The following is a 19,440-nucleotide window of genomic DNA, read 5'->3' as shown; positions in this document are numbered from 1 at the left end:
TTCCGCGGACGGCCCCGGCAAGGCCGTCCGCCGGACCCGTCGGGGGCGGTCGGTAGGGTGCACCCGTGCCGGATCATGCCCATGCGCCCGACCCCCGTGCCAACCGCGCCATCGACCCCCGGGAGGTTCCCCGCCGCCGGATCGAGGCGGTCCTGTTCGATTTCCACGGCACCCTGGCCCAGGTGGAGGACGCTCGGGAGTGGGTGCTGGCCGCTGCGGCGAGTTGCGGGGCGACCCTGGAACGAATGCGGGCCACGATCCTGGCCGACCGGCTGCTCACCGCCGGCCGGGCCGGCGGGCCGCTGCCCCACCGGGTGCCGCCCCGGCTGGCCGAGGTCTGGTCGGAGCGGGATCTCTACCCGCACGCCCACCGGGCGGCGTACACCGGTCTGGCCGCGACGGTCGACGCCGGGATCGATGGCCTCGCCGACGCCCTCTACGACCGGGTGCTGGGTCCGGACGGCTGGGTGCCCTACCCGGACGCCGCCCCGACCATGGCGGCGCTGCGGGCGGCCGGCGTCAAGGTGGCCGTGGTCAGCAACATCGGCTTCGACCTGCGCCCGTTGTTCGACGCGTGGGGCCTCACCGACCTGGTCGACGCCTTCGCCCTGTCGTACGAGGTGGGTCGCTGCAAGCCGGACCCGGGCATCTTCCTGCGCGCCTGCGGCATGGTCGGGGTCGATTCGGAGCGGGCGCTGATGGTCGGCGACACCCCGGCGGACGCGGGAGCGGTCGGGGCGGGCTGCGCGGTGCTGGTGCTACCCCCGGCGGAGGTAGGGCGGCCGAACGGGCTCGGCGCCGTGCTCGACCTGGCCCTGGGCGGCTGAACCGGCCACCGGAAGCCGCTAACACGATCATGACAGCAGTGCTGTCGAACGCCGCTAACAGGGCGGCGTTATCGTCGCTGCCATGAGCAGCCCCGAGGTCCCCCGGGACCGGATCGTCCGAGCGGCCGCCGCCCTGCTCGTCGAGGGCGGCCGGGAGGCAGTCTCCACCCGGGCGGTGGCCCGGTCCGCCGGGGTGCAGGCCCCCACCATCTACCGGCAGTTCGGCGACATGCGGGGACTGCTGGACGCCGCGGCCAGCTACCGCCTCGCCGCGTACCTGGACGCCCAGGCGTCCCGGGCACCCGCCGCCGACCCCGTCGACGACCTGCGACGCGGCTGGGACATGCAGGTGGAGTTCGGGTTGACCCATCCGGCCGTGCACGGCCTCATGTACGGCGACCCACGCCCCGACCCGGTCCCCACCGCCGCGCGGGTGGCCCGGGACATCCTGCGCCACCTGGTCACCCGGATCGCCGAGGCGGGACGGCTGCGCACCGACGTCGACCGCGCCGCCGACCTCGTCCACTCCACGTGCTGCGGGGTCACCCTCACGCTGCTCCGCACCCCGGTCACGCAGCGGGACCCGGCCCTGTCCACGCTGGCCCGGGAGGCGGTGGTCGGCGCGGTGGCCACCGACACCGTCGCCGCCCGCGCGCCCCGCCGGGTCGACCGGCCGGTACGGCACGCCGTGGCGCTGCGCGCGGTCCTGCCCGAGGTGGCCACCGACCTGACCCCGGCCGAACGGAATCTGCTGGCCGAATGGCTGGACCGGATCGTCCGCGCCGCCCCACCCTCCTGAACGCCTGGTCGAGTGGCAGCGCCAGCCGCTCCGGACCTCGCGGCGTGGCGGCGCCGGCCGCCCCGAGGTCGGCGTGCCCGTGGCCCGGTGCGGCGTCCGGGGGCGACGGGCAGCAGCAGCGGGTCCGGGTCCGGTCAGCGCAGCAGCCGCACCGCCGCCGGTACCGCGGTGACCGTCACCGGCAGGCACAGTGACCGCTCCCCGTCGGCGTACGTGGTGATGCCCTCGGCCGCCAGCTCGACGGTGCGCGCCCGGTAGGTGCGCACCAGCGGATGCCGGACATGGGTACCCCGGTAGATGCGCGGCTTCACCCGCATCAGGGTGCGCCGGTCGAAACGGCCGCCGACCACCACGTCCAGCAGACCGTCGGTCGGGTCCGCGTCCGGGCAGATCCGCATCCCGCCGCCGTAACTGGCGCAGTTGCCGATCGCCACCAGCACCGCGTCGGTCTCCTGCGCCACCCCGTCGACACGCAGCGTGTAGCGGCGCGGGCGCAGCCGGGCCAGCTCCACCAGGATCGCCAGGTCGTACCGGCGGGGGCCACGGGGCCAGCGCATCCGGTTGGCCCGCTCGTTGACGATCGCGTCGAAGCCGGCGGCGAGGACGGCACCGTACCAACGGACGGCCCCGTCGGCACCGGTCATCCGGGCCAGGTCGACCGGGTGGCTCCGGCCGTCCCGCAGGGCGGCGACCACCACCTCCACGGCGGCGGACGGGTCGGCCGGGAACCCGGTGTCGGCGGCGAAGTCGTTGCCGGTGCCGGCGGGCACCGGGCCGAACGGCACCGTCGTCCCGGCCACCGCCTGGAGCGCCCGGTGCACGGTGCCGTCACCGCCGACGGCCAGCAGCGCCGACACGCCCTCGACGACCGCCGCGCGGCACGCCGCCTCGGCCTCCTCCGCGCTACGTGCCTCCAGCAGCCGGACCGGCCGTCCGGCGGTGGCCAGGCGGTCCAGCAGGTGGGGCAGCATCCCGCGGTGCCGCCCCCGGCCGGCGGTCGGGTTGGCCAGCACGGCGACGGGGCCACCGGGAGACGGGGCGGCGGACGGGTGATCGTCTGCGGTCACGGCGAGCACGGTAGCGCGACCCGCCCGTCTCCGGCTGACCCACCGGTCAGCTGGTCGGCCGGTGCCGGCGGTCTCCACGACCTGAGCTTGGTGGTAGCAGGGGTCCCCTGTTACGCAAAAAGCGGTAACAGGGGACCCCTGCTACCGCTTCAGCGTGGTGCGGACGGTCAGGTCATGTCGTCGTACCGGCGGTCGATCGGCGCCGGCGCGGGAATCTGCTCCGGGGCGGCGACCGGCGCGCTCGCCTCCACCCGCTCACCGGCGGTGACCGGCTCCCGGTCGGACTCCAGTGGGGAGACCTCGTCGTCGTCGATGCCGGCGTAGACCTCCTTGCCCCGGCCCTTGCGCTTGTCGTTGAGGAACGCCACCCCGACCGCCGCGAAGTAGAGCAGGCAGAGGCAGAGCGCCAAGGCGGTCATGCCGAACGGGTCCGGCGTCGGGGTCACCACCGCGGCGAAGGCGAAGAACAGGAAGACCGCGATCCGCCACCAGCCCAGCAGGCGTCGGGCGCTGGCCAGTCCGACGAAGTTGAGCATCAGCACGATCAACGGGAACTCGAACGCCACCCCGAACAGCAGGATCAGGTTGGTGACGAAGGAGACGTACCGGGTGATGTCCAACGTCGTCTGGATCTCGCTGCCCGCGACGTTGAGCAGGAACTCCAGGCCCTTCGCGGTCACGAAGTACGCCAGCAGCGCGCCGGCCGCGAACAGCGGGGCGGCCAGCGCGGTGAAGACGTACGCGTACCGCCGCTCGTTGCGGTGCAGGCCGGGGGCGATGAACGCCCAGAGCTGGTAGAGCCAGACCGGGGCGGCGATGATCAGGCCGACCCAGAGACCGATCTTCAGGTTGAGCAGGAAGAGGTCTGCCGGGCCCAGCTGGACGAAGTCGCAGCTCGCGCCGGCCTGTTGGAACTTCGGCAGGTCGCAGTACGGCTTGCGGAGGATGTTCAGCACCGGCCCGGCCAGCCACAGGCCGAAGCCGAAGCCGACCAGAATCGCCAGCGACGCCCGGAAAAGCCGGTTACGCAGTTCGCGGAAGTGCTCGACCAGCGTCATCGAGCCGTCGGCGGCCCGTTCGAAGTTGCTCGGACCGCGCTTGCGGAGACCGAAGCGCACGGTTGTCCGGCCTTCCGGTCAGTTCTCGCGGACGCGCTGCACCGGGTCGACGACCGGCTGCTGCGGCGGAGCCTGGTACGGCTGGCCGGTGTGGGGCGCCTGCTGCGGGTGCGGCGGGTAAGGCGTCTGCTGGGCGTACGGCGCCTGCTGGGCGGCCTGCGGCGGCAGCGGCTGGTAGCCGGCCTGGGCGTCCGCCTTCTCGGCGAGGTCGCGGTCGTTGTCGTCGTGCAGGCTCTTGGTCTCCGCCTTGATGATGCGCAACGACCGACCCAGCGAACGGGCCGCGTCGGGGAGCCGCTTCGCGCCGAAGAGCAGGATCAGCACGACCACGAGTACGGCGATGTGCCACGGCTTGAGGGCACCCATGGGAAGCTCCAGTCGCTCTGTGTGTCGGGGTGGTGTGTCGCAGCCCATCGTACGTGCGCTGCGCGCTTCTGCCACCCGCCGGGCCACTGGCTGTGCGGTCCGGCCGGTGAAGTCTCGACCAACCCCCGGTGTCCCGTCAACCGTCCCGGGCTACCCTCCCCGCAGCTCACGAGTGAGCGTCGAGCGTCGGTCAGCCGCCGCGCCGCGCCTTGATCAGCTCGACCCGCTGCTGGGCGACGGCGATCTGCTGCTGCAACTCCTCGGCCCGTTCCTGGAGCACCTCGGCGGTCGACTGGAGCGCCTCGGCCTGCGCCTGCCGCTGTTGCAGGGTCAGCGCCGCCCGGCGCAGCCGGGGCAGGCGGGCCAGCACCGGCCGGACGGCGAGCGCCAGCACGACCAGCGGGACGAGCACCACCGCGAGCACGATCCACTTCACCACGGCGGTCAGCCTACTGCCTGCCCGGGTCACCCGCCGGGCTGGCCGCGCCCGGCACCCCGGCCACGACCGCCGGCACCTCCACGGCGGAGGCCGGCCCGCCGATGGCCGGGTCCGGCCCGCCGGCGGCCGGATCGGCGACCCCGGCGAGGGAGCCGGCCGTGTCCTCCACCGGTGGGGTGGCATAGGCGTCGAGGGCGGCCAGGGCCTGGGCACGCACCTGATCGGCCAGCTCCACCGGGGCCACCACGGTCGCCTCCGGACCCAACCCGAGCACGAAACGACGGGCCCAACCCAGGTCGGTGACGCGCAACGAGACCAGCCAGTGGTCCCCCTCGCCCGCCTCCACCCGCTCGCACGGGTAGTACTCGGTGATCCACCGCTCCCGGCGGCCGATCCGCAGGGTGATCAGCGGCAGGTCCGCCGACGGGCGGAACACCCCGCCGGTGAGGTCGTGGGAACGGGCCTGGGGCGGCACCGCCACCGGCTCGTCCAGCTCGGTGACCGCGTCGATCCGGTCGGCCCGGAACAGCCGGACCGCCTCGGCCCGCCGGCACCACGCCTCCACGTACGCCCGGCCGCCGACCATCAGCATCCGCAGCGGGTCGACGACCCGCTCGGTGGTCTCGTCCCGGGCCGCCGTGTAGTAGGTGATCCGCAGCGCCCGACCGCCCTCCACCGCAGCGCGTAGCGCCTCGACCCGCTCGCTGTCGCCCGGCAGCCGCACGGCGACCGGCGCGCCGACCGTGTCCCCGGCCGCGTCCTCGATCTTGGCGAGGGCCCGCTCGACCGCCTCCCGGTTGGCCACCCCCGGCGTCTCGGCGAGCATCCGCAACGCCACGACCAGCGCCAACGCCTCGTCCGGAGTCAGCCGCAACGGCCGGTCGATACCGGCGTCGTAGGTGATGGTCACCCGGTCGCCGTCGAACGCCATGTCGATCAGGTCACCGGGGCCGTAGCCGGGCAGCCCACACACCCAGAGCAGCTCCAGATCCTCCCGGAGCTGCCGTTCGGTCACCCCGAGGTCCCCCGCCGCCTCGGCGATCTCGATGCCCGGCCGGGCGAGAAGGTACGGCACCAGGTTCAGCAGTCGGGCCAGCCGGTCGGCCGAGGCACGCGAACCGGTCGGGCGGGTGACGGTACGACTCACCGGGCACCTCCGCTCGTCGCGACCTCGTCGTGCCGGGCCGCGACCTCCTTCAGTCGTTGGATGACCGCCTCCCGCACCTCCGGCGGGCCCAGCACCCGCACGTCCGGGCCGTAGCCGACGAGTTGCCCGGCCAGCGACTCCGGGTCGGCGTACGGCAGGACCAGTCGGTCCCCGTCCGGCCCGGTGCTGCCTCCGACCGCCCAGCGGCGGAGCCCGGCGGCCCGCCCCGGAGCGACCAGGACGGTGGCCCGGCCGGTCCGCTCCACCGGCCCGGACCAGCGGGCGACGTGACTGATCAGGTCGACCTCCGGCGGGGTGTACGCGCCGGGGCGGCCGGTGACCCGGACCGCGCCGACCACGCGGGAGAGCCGGAAGCAGCGGGTGGCCTCCCGCTCCAGGTCGTGGCCGACCACGTACCACCGGCCACGCCAGCAGACCACGCCCCACGGCTGGAGGCGGCGGGTGGCCGGCGCGTCACCGTCGGGGGTGCGGTAGTCGAAGCTCACCTCGCGCCGGTCCCGCGCGGCGGCGGTCAGCGGCGCGAACGCCGGGTCCACCGTGACCATCGGCTCCAGGCCGAGGGTGGCCTGGGGATCCACGTCGACACCGGCGGCACGCAGCTTCGCCAGCCCCGAGGAGGCGGCGGCGGCCAGCCCGGCGTGCTGCCACAGCCGGGCCGCGATGCCCACCGCGGCGGCCTCGTCCGGTTCGAGCGGGATGTCGGGGAGCGCGTACTCACGGTGGGCGATCCGGTAACCCGGCTCGGTGTCGAAGACACTGGCGGTGCCGGTCTCCAGCGGCACGCCCAGCTCCCGCAACTCGGCCTTGTCCCGCTCGAACTTGCGCTGGAAGGCCTCGTGGTCGCGGACGTCGTCCGGATCGTGTTCGTAGCCGGGCACCGTCGCGGCGATCTGCGCGGCGGTGAGGAACCGTCGCGTGGACAGCAGGCAGATCACCAGGTTGACCAGGCGCTCGGTACGGGTCCGCGACACGTGCAAGACGCTAGCAGCCCGCCGACCCCCGCAGACCGCGCACCCACGCGCGCGGCGCGGCGCCACCGGTCGCCCCGCCCGGGTGCTGGCGGCGGTGCCGGCTGCCGGGTTGGTAGCAGGGGACCCTTCCTACCGCCTACCGCCTACCGCCGCCGGCGCCGCCGGCGCGGGCGGACGGCCGGCGGGCGACGGGCACCGACCATAGGGTGGGCCCATGGCGGAAGCCGCAGCCAGGACCGAGAGTGTCGGCACGGTTGTCGTGGCCGGGGCCGCGAACCTCGCCATCGCCGTGGCGAAGCTCGTCGCCGGGCTGCTCTCCGGCTCGGCGGCGATGCTCTCCGAGGCCGTCCACTCGCTCGCCGACACCACCACCGAGGTGCTGCTCTACACCGCCCTGCGGCGGGGCGCCCGCCCCGCCGACCCCCGGCACCCCTTCGGGTACGGCAAGGAGAGCTACGTCTGGGCGCTGCTCGCCGCGTTGTTCACCTTCGTGGCCGGGGCCGGCTTCGCCGTCACCCACGGGGTCACCACGATCCTCGTCCACGAGCACCGCGGCGACTACGTCCTGTCGTACGTCGTGCTCGCCGTCTCGTTCGTCATCGAGTCGGTCTCGCTGGCCCGCGCGGCGCGCCAGGTCCGGCGGGAGTCACGCCGCTGGCGTACCAGCCCGCGCCACTTCCTGCGGATGACCGCGGACACCACCGTCAAGGCGGTCTTCCTGGAGGACAGCGCCGCGTTGGTCGGGCTGCTGCTGGCCGCCCTCGGCGTGGGACTGTCCCAGCTGACCGGCGACGAGCTCTACGACGGGATCGCCTCGATCCTGATCGGGCTGCTGCTCCTGGTCGTCGCCACCATCCTGGCGTACAGCAACGTCTCCCTGCTGGTCGGCCGGGCGGTGCCACGGCGGATCCGGCGCGAGATCGAGGACGAACTCGCCGGACTGCCCACGGTAAGGCGGGTCGACACCCTGCTCACCATGCAGCTCGGTCCGGCCGACGTGCTGGTCGCCGCGAAGGTCGACTTCTCGGACGACGCGACCGGCGCGGACATCGAGGCGGCGGCGGACGCGGCCGAGCGGCAACTCACCGGGCGTTACCCCGAGATCCGGTACGTCTTCCTCGACCCGACCCGGGCCAGCCCCGGGACGGCCGACCCCGCCTTCGGCCCCGACGAGCCGCCGTCGGCGACCTGACCAGCCACGGCTGCCGACGACGGGCACCCGGGCGCGGACCACCGGCCGGACGCCGATAGCGTGCCGGTCATGGTGCGATGGCGGACGGCGACGGTCACGGCACTACGGCGCCGGTGGCACGGCGCGACGGAACTCGACGTGGTCCTGCCCGACGGGGCCACCATGCGGGCGCTGGCCTACCCGGAGCTGGTCGGCGAGCCGGAGCCCGGCGACCGGGTGCTGCTCAACGTCGGCGCGCTGCTGATGGGACTCGGCACCGGCGGGTACGCGCTCGTCGTCGCCCTGCCCGACCGGCTGCCCGAAGACCCGCCGCAGGCTGCCACCCGCGACGCCGGGCACCTGGTCAAGGCCCGCTACACGCCGCTGCAACCGATCCTGCTCGGGGTCGACGAGGAGGCGTCCCCGCACCACCCGCTGCTCGCCGACGCCGACGACCTGGCCGGCATGCCGGTGGTCACCGCCGACCTGCACTCCGCGCTCCCGGCGATCCTCGCCGGCGTGCACGCCGACCGTCCCGGCTGCCGGGTCGCCTACCTGCTCACCGACGGCGGTGCGCTGCCCGCCTGGTTCTCCCGCACCCTCGCCGGGCTGCGCGGGCACCTGGCCGGCACGATCAGCGTCGGGCAGGCCTTCGGCGGCGACCTGGAGGCGAGCACCCTGCACACCGGGCTGCTGGCCGCCCGGCACGTCCTGCACGCCGACGTCGCCGTCGTCGCCCAGGGGCCGGGGAACCTGGGCACCGGCACCCGGTGGGGCTACTCCGGGGTGGCCGTCGGCGAGGCGGTCAACGCGGTCGCCGTCCTCGGCGGACGGCCGGTCGGCTCGTTGCGGATCTCCGACGCGGACCCGCGTCCCCGGCACCGGGGGGTGTCCCACCACAGCCTCACCGCGTACGGCCGGGTCGCGCTCGCCCCGGCGGAGCTGGTCGTCCCGGACGGCCTCGCCCCCGCGCTGGACGCCGAGGTCGAGGCGGCGCTGACGCCGCTGGCCGCGCGGCACCGGATCGTCCGGGTCGACACCGACGGGCTGGACGCCGCGCTCCGGGCCAGCGTCGTGCCGCTGTCGACGATGGGACGCGGCCTGGACGCCGACCACGCGTACTTCCTGGCCGCCGCCGCGGCCGGCCGGTACGCCGCCCGCCTGGCCGGCTGACCGCCGCACGCGGACACCGACGACAGCACGCGGACATCGACCGGACGGCACGGAACGGCCACCGGACGGCCCGGAAACCGGACGGCTCAGGCCAGGAACATCAGGGCCAGCCAGCCGCCCACCATCGCCGCCAGGGCGAGGGCCAGCACCCAGGTCGGCACCGTGTACTCGCCGCGCCGGTTCCGCTCGATCTCGTCACGGATCTTCTGCCGGCGCCGCTCCGCCCAGTTCAGGCGCTCGCGATCCGGCGGTGAGGAGTTGACCATAACCCGGCAAGCGTACCGGGGTGTCCCGGCGGCCCCCGGTGGGACCCGCCAGGACACCCACCCTGGTCACATGCTGGCGATCAGCCGCTCCACCCGCTCGTCGTACGCCCGGAACGGGTCCTTGCACAGCACGGTGCGCTGCGCCTGGTCGTTGAGCTTGAGGTGCACCCAGTCGACGGTGAAGTCCCGCCGCTTCTCCTGGGCGTGCCGGATGAACTCGCCCCGCAGCCGGGCCCGGGTGGTCTGCGGCGGCGTCTCCTTCGCCTCGAAGATCTCCGGGTCGGTGGTCACCCGGTCGACCTGGCCCCGCCGCTCCAGCAGGGCGTAGAGGCCCCGGCCACGCCGCAGGTCGTGGTACGCCAGGTCCATCTGGGCGACCCGGGGATGCGACAACGGCAGGTCGTGCTTGCGCTGGTACCGCTCGATCAGCCGGAGCTTGGTGACCCAGTCGATCTCCCGGGCGACCGGTTCCAGGTCACCGGTCTCCACCGCGCGCAGCACCCGGCCCCACAGTTCCACCACCCGCTTGGCGGTCTGGTCGCCGCCGCGCCGCTCGACGAACTCGGTCGCCCGGGCGAGGTACTCCTGCTGGATCTCCAGGGCGCTGATCTCCTTGCCCGAGGAGAGCCGCACCTTGCGCCGGCCGGTGATGTCGTGCGACACCTCGCGGATCGCCCGGATCGGGTTCTCCAGGGTGAGGTCCCGCATCACCACGCCGGCCTCGATCATCCGCAGCACGATGTCCGCCGACCCGACCTTCAGCAGCGTGGTGACCTCGTTCATGTTCGAGTCACCGACGATCACGTGCAGCCGGCGGTACCGCTCGGCGTCGGCGTGCGGCTCGTCCCGGGTGTTGATGATCGGCCGGCTCCGGGTGGTCGCCGACGAGACCCCCTCCCAGATGTGCTCGGCGCGCTGGGAGAGGCAGTAGACCGCCCCGCGCGGGGTCTGGAGCACCTTGCCCGCCCCGCAGATCAACTGCCGGGTGACCAGGAACGGGATCAGCACGTCGGCCAGCCGCCCGAACTCTCCGTGCCGGGAGACCAGGTAGTTCTCGTGGCAGCCGTACGAGTTGCCGGCCGAGTCGGTGTTGTTCTTGAACAGGTAGATCTCGCCCGCGATGCCCTCGTCGTGCAGCCGCTTCTCCGCGTCCACCAGCAGACCCTCCAGGATCCGCTCGCCGGCCCGGTCGTGGGCGACCAGGTCGACCACCGAGTCGCACTCCGGCGTGGCGTACTCCGGGTGCGAACCGACATCGAGGTAGAGGCGGGCACCGTTGCGCAGGAACACGTTGCTCGACCGGCCCCACGACACCACCCGACGGAAGAGGTAACGCGCGACCTCGTCAGGGGAAAGCCGCCGCTGGCCCCGGTAGGTACAGGTGACGCCGTACTCGGTCTCGATACCGAAGATTCGCCGCTCCATGATGAGACATTAGCCCCCCACGGCCCGAATTGGGCAGCGCTCGACGGCGGGCTTGTCGCCCCCGGTCGTCGGACCGCCACCATCCGCGCCGGACGCCCGTCCGGTCGCCCCCCGGCAGGTCGGCGCGGCACCGGGTCGACCGTCCCCGCCCGCCGGCCCGTGGTCGGGCGTAGAGTTGGCCGACCGTGAGGATCCTCGTGACCGGCGGCGCCGGCTTCATCGGTTCGGCCTACGTACGGCGTCTGCTGCGCGGCGCCGAGCCGGAGATCGTGCCGACCGCCCTCACCGTCCTGGACAGTTTCACCTACGCCGGTACGCGCGGCGCGCTCGCCGCCGTCCGCACCGACCCCCGGCTGCGGGTGGTCCACGGCGACGTCCGGGACGTCGACCTCGTCGAGGACACCGTGGCCGGGCACGACCTGGTCGTGCACTTCGCCGCCGAGTCCCATGTGGACCGGTCGATCGTCGGGGCCGCGACCTTCGTCAGCACCAACGTGCTGGGCACCCAGACCCTCCTCGACGCGGCCCTGCGCCACGGGGTCGGGCGATTCGTGCAGGTCTCCACCGACGAGGTCTACGGTTCCGTCGACACCGGCTCGTGGACCGAGGCCACGCCGCTGGACCCCTCGTCGCCGTACTCCGCCTCCAAGGCGGCGGCGGACCTGCTGGCGCTTGCCTACCACCGCACCCACGGTCTGGACGTGGTGGTCACCCGCGGGTCGAACACCTACGGCCCCTACCAGTACCCGGAGAAGCTGGTCCCGCTCTTCGTCACCAACCTCGTCGACGGAGAACCGGTGCCGCTCTACGGCGACGGCCGGAACGTCCGCGACTGGGTGCACGTCGACGACCACTGCCACGGCATCGCCCTCGCCCAGCGGCACGGCCGGGCCGGACGGGTCTACCACCTCGGCGGCGGTGCCGAACTGACCAACCGGGAGATGACCGGCCGGATCCTCGACGCCTGCGGGGTTGGCTGGGACCGGGTACGCCAGGTCGCGGACCGCAAGGGCCACGACCGGCGCTACTCGCTCGACACCACCCGCAGCCGCCAGGACCTGGGGTACGCCCCCCGGGTCGACCTGACGGCCGGGCTGGCCTCCACCGTCGACTGGTACCGGTCGAACCGGGCCTGGTGGCGGCCGTTGAAGCTGGCCGGTGAACCGGTCTCAGCGCGGTGACGGTCGAAGGCGCCCCGGGGCGGGCCGTCACCGGCCCGCCCGACCCGTCGGCGACATCTCAGTCGCCGGCCCGGATCACGCCTCCGCCGAGCCGGTGGACTCCTCCGGAGCGGCCTCCGAGGCCTGCCCCTCCAGGTCGGCCGAGCCGGCCGAGGTGGTCGGCTTCCCCGCCGGGGCCGCCGGCGGCTTCGGCGTCTCCGCCCGGGCCGACCCGGCCGGCTCCTCGCCACCGTCGAGCAGCGCGGTCAGCGCCGCCCCGGTGATCCGGCGGAAGGTCCGCCCGACCCGGCCACGGTCCAGCACCGCCACCTCGAGCTGGTTCGCGGCGATGGTCCGCGCCGCGCCCCCCTCGCCACCGACGCTGCCGAGCGCCTTCACCGCGACCTTGACCGCCTCGGCGAGTGACATCTCCGGGCGGTGCTCCGACTTGAGCACGCCGGAGATCGCCTCCGCCTGGCCGCCCATCGCCATCCGGCCCGGCTCGTCGTTCACCGAACCGTCGTAGGTGAGCCGGTAGAGCTCGTCCTGCTCCGCCGTGGCCCCCACCTCGGCCACGCAGATCTCCACCTCGAACGGCTTCGACTGCTCGGTGAAGATCGCGCCGAGGGTCTGCGCGAAGGCGGTCGCCAACGCCCGGCCGGTCACGTCCCGCCGGTCGTAGCTGAGGCCGTTGAAGTCGGCCATCCGTACCCCGGCCCGGCGCAGGTTCTCGAACTCGTTGTACTTGCCGACCGCGGCGAAGCCGATCCGGTCGTAGATCTCGCTGACCTTGTGCAGGGCGCTGGAGAGGTTCTCGGCGACGAAGAGCACCCCGCCCGCGTAGCTCAGGACCACCGCGCTCCGGCCCCGGGCGATGCCCTTGCGGGCCAGCTCGGAGCGGTCGCGCATGATCTGCTCGGGCGAGGCGTAGAACTGCATGGCCACGACGGCGGTTCTCCTTCAGGCGCTGTGCTGGCGGCTTCTGGTTGCTGGTGACGGGAAGCGGGGTCAGCCGCCCGGGTTCTCCATCCGGCCCGCCACGACGCTCTCGGCGAGGGCGGCGGTCTCCTCGGCGGTCAGCCGATGGGTTCCCTCCGCGGTCGCGGTCATCACCACCGGGTAGATCCGGCGGGTCAGGTCCGGGCCGCCGGTGGCGGTGTCGTCGTCGGCCGCGTCGTAGAGCGCCTCCACCGCGAGGCGGGTCGCGTCGGCGATGGAGAGACCGGGACGGAACCGCTTCTTCAGCGCCGACCGGGCGAAGATCGAGCCCGAGCCGATGGCGTCGAAGCCGGTCTCCTCGTAGGGGCCGCCGGTGACGTCGAAGCTGAAGATCCGACCGGCCCGGGACGGGTCCGGCGCGGCCAGGTCGAAGCCGGCGAAGAGCGGGATCACCGCGAGGCCCTGCATGGCCGCGCCCAGGTTGCCCCGGATCATCGCGGCCAGCCGGTTGGCCTTGCCGTCCAGCGAGAGCATCGCGCCCTCGATCTTCTCGTAGTGCTCCAGCTCCACCTGGAACAGTCGCATCAGCTCGATGCCGATGCCCGCGGTGCCGGCGATGCCCACCAGCGAGTACGCGTCCGCCGGGTGCACCTTCTCGATGTCCCGCTGGGCGATCAGGTTGCCCATGGTGGCCCGCCGGTCGCCGGCCATCACCACGCCACCGTCGGCCACGATGGCCACGATGGTCGTCGCGTGCGGCGCGAGGTCGGCGGCCATGCCCGGCGGCAGCGGCCGACGCCCGGGCAGCAGCTCCGGCGCCACCCGACTCAGGAACTGGGTGAAGGAGGACGTCCCCGCGTTGGTGAACACATCTGGTAGACGCCCGGATGGATCAAAACCCGCTGCCACGTGGTTCCTCTCAGGTACGTGATCGCCCCGGCCAGCCGTGACTGGTCGTCACGGAACTGACCAAGACCACCGTTGCAGTTGAAGCAGAGTATCCCGCGTATCCACCCGTTGCGGTGATCGTGGTCCACATGTTGCGGCGCGGAAGTGCCACAGATCGCGCAGACCCCGCCCTGCTCGGCCAGAAGCTCGTCGAACTCCTTCTGCCCGATGCCGTACCGCCGCCGCAGGTGGTACTCGCGACTCCCGCCGTAGAGCCGCTGTGCCGTCTCCTTACCGCGTGCGTTGTGGCACGGCTTGCAGTAACTGTGCCGGCCAGTGGCCTTGGTGGAGGTGGCGGGAAAGTCCTCCAGCGGCTTGATCTGCTCGCAGTCCGGACACCACTTCAGCCCGTCGCCCACCGGCGTCGACGACCTCCGCTGCGGCGCGATGCCGCGCTTACGACGACTCGCCTCCGATCGGGCCGCCGCACACGCCTTGCAGTAGAAGGCGAGGCCGTCGGCCCGACGGCGATTCCGGTGGAACTCGGTGAGAGGTAGCACCCGTTGGCACTGCGGGCACGGCTTGTCCGTCGCACTCGGCGAATCGGACATACGTTCTATTCCCCGCCTTTCTGAACATAACCCCTCACGAACTCCTCGGCGTTCTCCTCAAGGACGGAGTCGATCTCGTCGAGCAGGTCGTCGACGTCCTCGGTGATCTCGGCGTGCCGCTCGGCGACCTCCGGGTTCGCCTCGGTGGTGACGTCCTCGATCTCCTCGCCCTGGCGCCCCTTGCCCGACTGGGACTGGCCGCCGCCGTCACGAGTAGCCATGTGGTGCCTCCTCCACGATCGCTTGCCAGAAACTTACCTCGCGGGAGCGACGAAAACCGGCCGCGCGACCGGCTTTCGTCACCGACCGCCGACTCAGCCGCCGGTCAACGTCTCCAGCAGGTCCTTCGCGCTCTCGCAGCGGTCGAAGAGCGCGCCGACGTGTCGCCGCGTGCCCCGCTCGGGCTCCATCATCGGCACCCGTACCAGCGACTCGCGGCCGACGTCGAAGATCACCGAGTCCCAGCTCGCCGCGACCACCTCGGAGGGGTACTCGGCCAGGCAGCGACCCCGGAAGTACGCCCGGGTGTCCTCCGGCGGCTCGGTCATCGCCGTCCGGGTCTCCTCCTCGGTCAGCAGCGTCTTCATCGACCCGCGGGACACCAGCCGGTGGTAGAGGCCCTTCTCCGGCCGCACGTCGGAGTACTGGAGGTCGACAAGCTGGAGCTTGTGCGAGCCCCAGCCGAGCTTCTCCCGCTCCCGGTAGCCCTCCAGCAGCCGCAGCTTCGCCACCCAGTCCAGCTCGTCGGCGCAGAGCATGACGTCCCGACCGAGTCGGTCCAGCACGCTCTCCCAGCGGTTCAGCACGTCGTCGGTCTGCTCGTCGGTGTCGCAGCCGTACCGGTCGTCCAGGAAGGACCGCACCCGCTCGTAGTACGCCCACTGGAGGTCCAGGGCGGTCAACCGGCGGCCGTCGCGCAGCCGCATCCGGTGGGTCAGCGACGGGTCGTGGCTGACCGCGCGCAGCTCGCTGACCGGGTCGGCGATGCCCAGGTCCGGGCCGAGCGCCTTCTCCTCGATCATGGTCAGGATCAGGGCGGTGGTGCCGACCTTCAGGTAGGTGGAGATCTCCGACAGGTTGGCGTCGCCGATGATGACGTGCAGCCGGCGGTACTTGTCGGCGTCGGCGTGCGGCTCGTCCCGGGTGTTGATGATGGGCCGCTTGAGGGTGGTCTCCAGGCCGACCTCGACCTCGAAGAAGTCGGCCCGCTGGGAGATCTGGAAACCGCTCTGCCCGCCGTCCTGGCCGATGCCGACCCGGCCCGCGCCGCAGACGATCTGCCGGGTGACGAAGAACGGCGTCAGGTACGCCACGATGTCGGCGAAGGGCGTCTGCCGGCGCATGAGGTAGTTCTCGTGCGCGCCGTAGCTGGCGCCCTTGTTGTCGGTGTTGTTCTTGTAGAGGTGGATCGGGTGGGTGCCGGGGATGGTGGCCGCCCGCCGGGCCGCCTCGGCCATCACCCGCTCCCCCGCCTTGTCCCAGCGGACCACGTCCCGTGGGGTGGTCACCTCGGGGGTGGAGTACTCCGGGTGGGCGTGGTCGACGTAGAGGCGGGCGCCGTTGGTGAGGATGACGTTGGCCAGGCCGAGATCCTCGTCGGCGAGCGCCTCCGCCGGGTCGTAGGCGGCTCCGGAGTAGGTGAAGCCGCGGGCGTCGCGCAGTGGCGACTCCTCCTCGTAGTCCCAGCGCGCCCGGCCACCCCGGTTGAGTTCGGGGCGCGCGCCGTAGGCGTTGACCACCTGCGACGAGGTGACCATCGGGTTGGCCCCGGCCTGGCCGGGAACGGAGATCCCGTACTCGACCTCGGTGCCCATGATCCGTCGTACGCTCATCGACCTACCCGCTTCGCTCGCCAACGTGCTCCGGTGTCACGTTGAGCGTAGTCGGCGTCACCCGGGAAGTGGGCGTGGCGCATCGCCGGGTCGCGGCGTGGTCGATCGCCCGGAGCACCGGCCGGGAACAGCGGGAGCCCGCGGCGCGTCGCGCCGCGGGCTCCCCTGGTCGACGGTCAGAGGTACTGACCGGTGTTGCTGGCGGTCTCGATGGAACGGCCCGACTCGGTGCCCTTGCCGCCGGAGACGAGCGTCCGGATGTAGACGATCCGTTCGCCCTTCTTGCCGGAGATCCGGGCCCAGTCGTCCGGGTTGGTGGTGTTGGGCAGGTCCTCGTTCTCCCGGAACTCGTCGACGCAGGCGTCGAGGAGGTGCTGGAGCCGCAGCCCCTTGCGCCCGGAGGTGAGGAACTCCTTGATGGCCATCTTCTTGCCCCGGTCGACGATGTTCTGGATCATCGCGCCGGAGTTGAAGTCCTTGAAGTAGAGGACTTCCTTGTCACCGTTGGCGTAGGTGACCTCGAGGAAGCGGTTCTCCTCGGTCTCCGAGTACATCCGCAGCACGACCGCGTCGATCATGGCCGCGACGGTGGCCTGGGGGTCGCTGCCGTGCTCGGCCAGGTCGTCGGCGTGCAGGGGCAGGCCGGAGAGGATGTACTTGGAGAAGATGTCCTTGGCCGCCTCGGCGTCCGGACGCTCGATCTTGATCTTCACGTCGAGCCGGCCGGGCCGCAGGATGGCCGGGTCGATCATGTCCTCCCGGTTGGAGGCGCCGATCACGATGACGTTCTCCAGTCCCTCCACGCCGTCGATCTCGCTGAGCAGCTGGGGGACGATCGTGTTCTCCACGTCCGAGGAGACACCGGAGCCCCGGGTCCGGAAGATCGAGTCCATCTCGTCGAAGAACACGATCACGGGGGTGCCCTCGCCGGCCTTCTCCCGCGCCCGCTGGAAGATCAGCCGGATGTGCCGCTCGGTCTCGCCGACGTACTTGTTGAGCAGCTCGGGGCCCTTGATGTTGAGGAAGAAGCTGGTGTGCTTCTCCTTGCCCTCCCGCTCGGCGATCTTCTTCGCCAGCGAGTTGGCCACCGCCTTCGCGATCAGCGTCTTGCCGCAGCCGGGCGGACCGTAGAGCAGGATGCCCTTGGGCGGACGGAGCTGGTGCTCACGGAACAGGTCGGCGTGCAGGAAGGGCAGCTCGACCGCGTCGCGGATCTGCTCGATCTGCGAGTGGAGGCCACCGATGTCGGTGTAGTCGACGTCGGGCACCTCCTCCAGGACCAGCTCCTCGACCTCGCTCTTCGGGATGCGCTCGTACGCGTACGCCGAACGCGGCTCGATCATGAGCGAGTCGCCGGCCCGGATCGGCGAGCCGATCAGGGTTTCGGCGAGGTGCACGATCCGCTCCTCGTCGGAGTGCGAGACCACCAGCGCCCGGTCGCCCGGAGCGCCCTCGGGACCCGCGAGGATCTCCTTGAGCATCACGACCTCGCCGACCCGCTCGTAGCCGAACGCGTCGACGATGTTCAACGCGTCGTTGAGCAGGACCTCCTGGCCGCGCCGGAGTTCGGTCGCGTCCAGCGAGGGTGAGACGGCCACGCGGAGCTTGCGGCCGCCGGTGAAGATGTCCACGGTGCCGTCGTCGTGCCGGGCGAGGAAGACACCGTAACCGCTGGGCGGCTGCGCCAGCCGGTCGATCTCCTCCTTGAGCGTCACGATCTGCGCGCGAGCCTCCTTGAGGGTGCTCACGAGCCGTTCGTTGTTCTCGGTCAGCCGCGCCAACTGCGCCTGGGTGGCCGCCAGGCGCTCTTCGAGCTGCCGGACGTGTCGGGGGCTTTCGGTCAACTTGCGCCGCACCAGAGCGAGTTCCTCTTGGAGAAACGCGACCTGCGTGGAGAGATCGTGGGCCTCCTTCTCCCACCGTGCGGCGCGCGAGTCCGCGTCGTCGCTGCGTGCCACGTCCCACCTCCCCGGGGGGCTTGAACGTTCTGCCCTAACACTAGCCGCTATGAGCCCGATTCGGTCCCACGCAACGCCCTGAACCTTGATCGCCGGGGACGCGGAGCAGGCCGGTCCGGGCGTTCGGGTACCGTCGGGGGCGGAACACATGAGCATGGGGGTGCAGCGATGGCGGAGGTCGCGACCGACCAGTTGCAGGTCTGGGTGGACCAGGACCTGTGCACGGGCGACGGGCTCTGCGTGCAGTACGCACCGGAGGTCTTCGAGTTCGACGTCGACGGCCTGGCGTACGTCAAGGGCACCGACGGCGAGTTGCGGATGACCCCGGGCGACCGGGTGGACGTCCCCGCCCACCTGCGGCTCGAAGTGATCGACTCGGCGAAGGAGTGCCCCGGCGAGTGCATCCACGTCGTCCGCGACGACGGCGTCGAGATCGCCGGCCCGGACGCCGACTGACCGCCGCCGGCCCGGATCCGGTCGCCGGCCGGGGTCACCCGCCGGCCCGCCTCGCGGGGCGGACCGGCCGCGTGAGCCGGGGTCGAGCCGGTCTCGAGCGAGCCACGAGACGACCACCAGCGCCCCACGAGTCGGTCCGGGCGCGTCGGTGGCCGACCCGCCGGCCGCCGGGGATACGGATCACCGGCCGGACGGCGGTCAGAGGACCGGACGACCGACCACCGAGGCGACAATCCGGGCGAACTCCTCCAGTCGAGCGATCTGCCCGGCCCCTCCGTCGTCGATCGTCTTGCCGAACCGCAGCGCGTCGTGCCGGGGCGCCCCCACCGCCTCGTCGCCGGGTGGCGCCTCGTCCATCGACGTCAGCAGCAGATAGACGTCGATGCTGTCGACCCGGATCTCGCCGTTGTCGGAGCGGGTGAGCCGACGTCGGCAGCCGACCTCGGTGACCGTGGAGACCGGCACCACCCGCAGGGACGACGTCATCGACCCGGGCGGCCCCTCCCCCGGCGGCACGTCCTCGCCGTGCCACAGGATCAGCCGGCTGCCGTCGCAGACGACGACCTCCTGCCACACCCCGTTGACCTCGTTGACGAAACGTTCCAGCGTGAAGCCCAGCACGGACGCGCCGCGCAGCACCCCGCCGAGCGCCTCCAGCGCCACGTCGGGGTCGCGCAGGTAGGCACGCGCCGCCGATTCGAGGTCCTGGTACGGCGACCAGTCCGGGAAGACCGCAGGCAGGTCACCGCCGCCGATACCCGGCCGGCTCATCCCACCGCCTCCCTCCGGTCGGTGTTCCGGTCCAC

Annotated in this window: 20 protein-coding genes and 1 pseudogene; 6 read left to right on the top strand and 15 right to left on the bottom strand. The window is 72.5% G+C overall.

The window, feature by feature from the left end; translation table 11 throughout:
- Positions 1-110 precede the first annotated feature (110 nt).
- The gene (locus QSK20_RS29295; RefSeq protein ID WP_352232329.1) at positions 111-827 is read left to right on the top strand and encodes an HAD family hydrolase; all 717 of its coding nucleotides are present in this window, start codon (positions 111-113) and stop codon (positions 825-827) included.
- 82 nt (positions 828-909) lie between these two features.
- Positions 910-1,626: a TetR/AcrR family transcriptional regulator gene (locus QSK20_RS29290; RefSeq protein ID WP_285791844.1), complete on the top strand. Its 717-nt coding sequence runs from the start codon at positions 910-912 to the stop codon at positions 1,624-1,626.
- A gap of 134 nt (positions 1,627-1,760) precedes the next feature.
- On the opposite strand, the gene QSK20_RS29285 is transcribed toward QSK20_RS29290, so the two are convergent.
- The 6 genes and pseudogenes from QSK20_RS29285 to QSK20_RS29260 form a co-directional block, all read right to left on the bottom strand.
- Positions 1,761-2,702, bottom strand: a complete 942-nt coding sequence (locus tag QSK20_RS29285; protein WP_285791843.1) for a diacylglycerol kinase — start codon at positions 2,700-2,702, stop codon at positions 1,761-1,763.
- A gap of 158 nt (positions 2,703-2,860) precedes the next feature.
- On the bottom strand, positions 2,861-3,811 hold the full coding sequence (tatC, locus tag QSK20_RS29280) for a twin-arginine translocase subunit TatC (protein ID WP_285791842.1): 951 nt from the start codon (positions 3,809-3,811) through the stop codon (positions 2,861-2,863).
- 18 nt (positions 3,812-3,829) lie between these two features.
- Positions 3,830-4,177 carry a Sec-independent protein translocase subunit TatA gene (tatA, locus tag QSK20_RS29275; protein ID WP_285791841.1) on the bottom strand — a complete coding sequence of 116 codons (348 nt, stop codon included), beginning with the start codon at positions 4,175-4,177 and terminating at the stop codon, positions 3,830-3,832.
- Between the two features lie 190 nt (positions 4,178-4,367).
- Positions 4,368-4,616: a hypothetical protein gene (locus QSK20_RS29270; RefSeq protein ID WP_285791840.1), complete on the bottom strand. Its 249-nt coding sequence runs from the start codon at positions 4,614-4,616 to the stop codon at positions 4,368-4,370.
- A gap of 118 nt (positions 4,617-4,734) precedes the next feature.
- A pseudogene (locus tag QSK20_RS29265) lies at positions 4,735-5,763 on the bottom strand (helix-turn-helix transcriptional regulator); the annotation flags it as partial.
- Positions 5,760-6,755: a helix-turn-helix transcriptional regulator gene (locus QSK20_RS29260; protein ID WP_285791839.1), complete on the bottom strand. Its 996-nt coding sequence runs from the start codon at positions 6,753-6,755 to the stop codon at positions 5,760-5,762. The pseudogene QSK20_RS29265 and the gene QSK20_RS29260, both read right to left, overlap by 4 nt.
- A 214-nt stretch (positions 6,756-6,969) precedes the next feature.
- On the opposite strand from QSK20_RS29260, the gene QSK20_RS29255 reads away from it, so the two are divergent.
- Both QSK20_RS29255 and QSK20_RS29250 read left to right on the top strand, forming a co-directional pair.
- On the top strand, positions 6,970-7,947 hold the full coding sequence (locus QSK20_RS29255; protein ID WP_285791838.1) for a cation diffusion facilitator family transporter: 978 nt from the start codon (positions 6,970-6,972) through the stop codon (positions 7,945-7,947).
- 69 nt (positions 7,948-8,016) lie between these two features.
- Positions 8,017-9,099, top strand: a complete 1,083-nt coding sequence (locus tag QSK20_RS29250) for a DUF3866 family protein (RefSeq protein ID WP_285791837.1) — start codon at positions 8,017-8,019, stop codon at positions 9,097-9,099.
- An 86-nt stretch (positions 9,100-9,185) separates the two neighbouring features.
- Here QSK20_RS29250 and QSK20_RS29245 read toward each other — a convergent pair whose 3' ends face one another.
- Entirely contained in the window at positions 9,186-9,365 is a 180-nt protein-coding gene (locus tag QSK20_RS29245; RefSeq protein ID WP_285791836.1) for a hypothetical protein, read from the bottom strand.
- Between the two features lie 66 nt (positions 9,366-9,431).
- A complete protein-coding gene (gene pafA / locus QSK20_RS29240) occupies positions 9,432-10,790 on the bottom strand; it encodes a Pup--protein ligase (RefSeq protein ID WP_285791835.1) in 1,359 nt (452 codons plus the stop codon).
- A 185-nt stretch (positions 10,791-10,975) separates the two neighbouring features.
- Here pafA and rfbB point away from each other — a divergent pair, with 185 nt between their 5' ends.
- A complete protein-coding gene (rfbB, locus tag QSK20_RS29235; RefSeq protein WP_285791834.1) occupies positions 10,976-11,971 on the top strand; it encodes a dTDP-glucose 4,6-dehydratase in 996 nt (331 codons plus the stop codon).
- Positions 11,972-12,046: 75 nt separating this feature from the next.
- Here the strand turns inward: rfbB and prcA are convergent, their stop codons facing one another.
- From prcA to arc, 6 genes are all read right to left on the bottom strand, one after another.
- Positions 12,047-12,895, bottom strand: a complete 849-nt coding sequence (gene prcA, locus QSK20_RS29230) for a proteasome subunit alpha (protein ID WP_285791833.1) — start codon at positions 12,893-12,895, stop codon at positions 12,047-12,049.
- A gap of 63 nt (positions 12,896-12,958) precedes the next feature.
- Complete coding sequence (prcB, locus tag QSK20_RS29225; protein ID WP_285791832.1) at positions 12,959-13,798, bottom strand: proteasome subunit beta; 840 nt, start codon at positions 13,796-13,798, stop codon at positions 12,959-12,961.
- Complete coding sequence (locus tag QSK20_RS29220; protein ID WP_285791831.1) at positions 13,717-14,196, bottom strand: endonuclease VII domain-containing protein; 480 nt, start codon at positions 14,194-14,196, stop codon at positions 13,717-13,719. Before QSK20_RS29220 ends, prcB begins: the two co-directional genes overlap by 82 nt.
- Positions 14,197-14,393: 197 nt before the next feature.
- Entirely contained in the window at positions 14,394-14,609 is a 216-nt protein-coding gene (locus tag QSK20_RS29215) for a ubiquitin-like protein Pup (RefSeq protein WP_285791830.1), read from the bottom strand.
- Between the two features lie 93 nt (positions 14,610-14,702).
- Entirely contained in the window at positions 14,703-16,220 is a 1,518-nt protein-coding gene (gene dop, locus QSK20_RS29210) for a depupylase/deamidase Dop (protein WP_352232328.1), read from the bottom strand.
- Between the two features lie 176 nt (positions 16,221-16,396).
- Positions 16,397-18,178 (bottom strand): proteasome ATPase, encoded by a 1,782-nt coding sequence (gene arc, locus QSK20_RS29205; RefSeq protein ID WP_285791829.1) that lies wholly within the window; start codon positions 18,176-18,178, stop codon positions 16,397-16,399.
- A 168-nt stretch (positions 18,179-18,346) separates the two neighbouring features.
- Between arc and QSK20_RS29200 the strand changes: the two genes are divergently transcribed.
- Positions 18,347-18,634: a ferredoxin gene (locus tag QSK20_RS29200; RefSeq protein WP_088984677.1), complete on the top strand. Its 288-nt coding sequence runs from the start codon at positions 18,347-18,349 to the stop codon at positions 18,632-18,634.
- 198 nt (positions 18,635-18,832) lie between these two features.
- On the opposite strand, the gene QSK20_RS29195 is transcribed toward QSK20_RS29200, so the two are convergent.
- On the bottom strand, positions 18,833-19,405 hold the full coding sequence (locus QSK20_RS29195; RefSeq protein WP_285791828.1) for a hypothetical protein: 573 nt from the start codon (positions 19,403-19,405) through the stop codon (positions 18,833-18,835).
- Positions 19,406-19,440: the final 35 nt, after the last annotated feature.

This window comes from Micromonospora sp. NBRC 101691 (assembly GCF_030269285.1).
Classification (GTDB): Bacteria; Actinomycetota; Actinomycetes; order Mycobacteriales; family Micromonosporaceae; genus Micromonospora; species Micromonospora echinospora.
The sequence above is the reverse complement of the archived record's forward strand: the minus strand, read 5'-3'. Positions and strand labels throughout refer to the sequence as shown.

Excerpts from the sequence above, each read along its gene's own strand:
- QSK20_RS29290 (WP_285791844.1), top strand. The coding sequence starts at position 910 with ATGAGCAGCCCCGAGGTCCCCCGGGACCGGATCGTCCGAGCGGCCGCC.
- tatA (WP_285791841.1), bottom strand. The coding sequence starts at position 4,177 with ATGGGTGCCCTCAAGCCGTGGCACATCGCCGTACTCGTGGTCGTGCTG.
- QSK20_RS29255 (WP_285791838.1), top strand. The coding sequence starts at position 6,970 with ATGGCGGAAGCCGCAGCCAGGACCGAGAGTGTCGGCACGGTTGTCGTG.
- QSK20_RS29250 (WP_285791837.1), top strand. The coding sequence starts at position 8,017 with ATGGTGCGATGGCGGACGGCGACGGTCACGGCACTACGGCGCCGGTGG.
- QSK20_RS29245 (WP_285791836.1), bottom strand. The coding sequence starts at position 9,365 with ATGGTCAACTCCTCACCGCCGGATCGCGAGCGCCTGAACTGGGCGGAG.
- pafA (WP_285791835.1), bottom strand. The coding sequence starts at position 10,790 with ATGGAGCGGCGAATCTTCGGTATCGAGACCGAGTACGGCGTCACCTGT.
- QSK20_RS29215 (WP_285791830.1), bottom strand. The coding sequence starts at position 14,609 with ATGGCTACTCGTGACGGCGGCGGCCAGTCCCAGTCGGGCAAGGGGCGC.
- dop (WP_352232328.1), bottom strand. The coding sequence starts at position 16,220 with ATGAGCGTACGACGGATCATGGGCACCGAGGTCGAGTACGGGATCTCC.
- QSK20_RS29200 (WP_088984677.1), top strand. The coding sequence starts at position 18,347 with ATGGCGGAGGTCGCGACCGACCAGTTGCAGGTCTGGGTGGACCAGGAC.
- QSK20_RS29195 (WP_285791828.1), bottom strand. The coding sequence starts at position 19,405 with ATGAGCCGGCCGGGTATCGGCGGCGGTGACCTGCCTGCGGTCTTCCCG.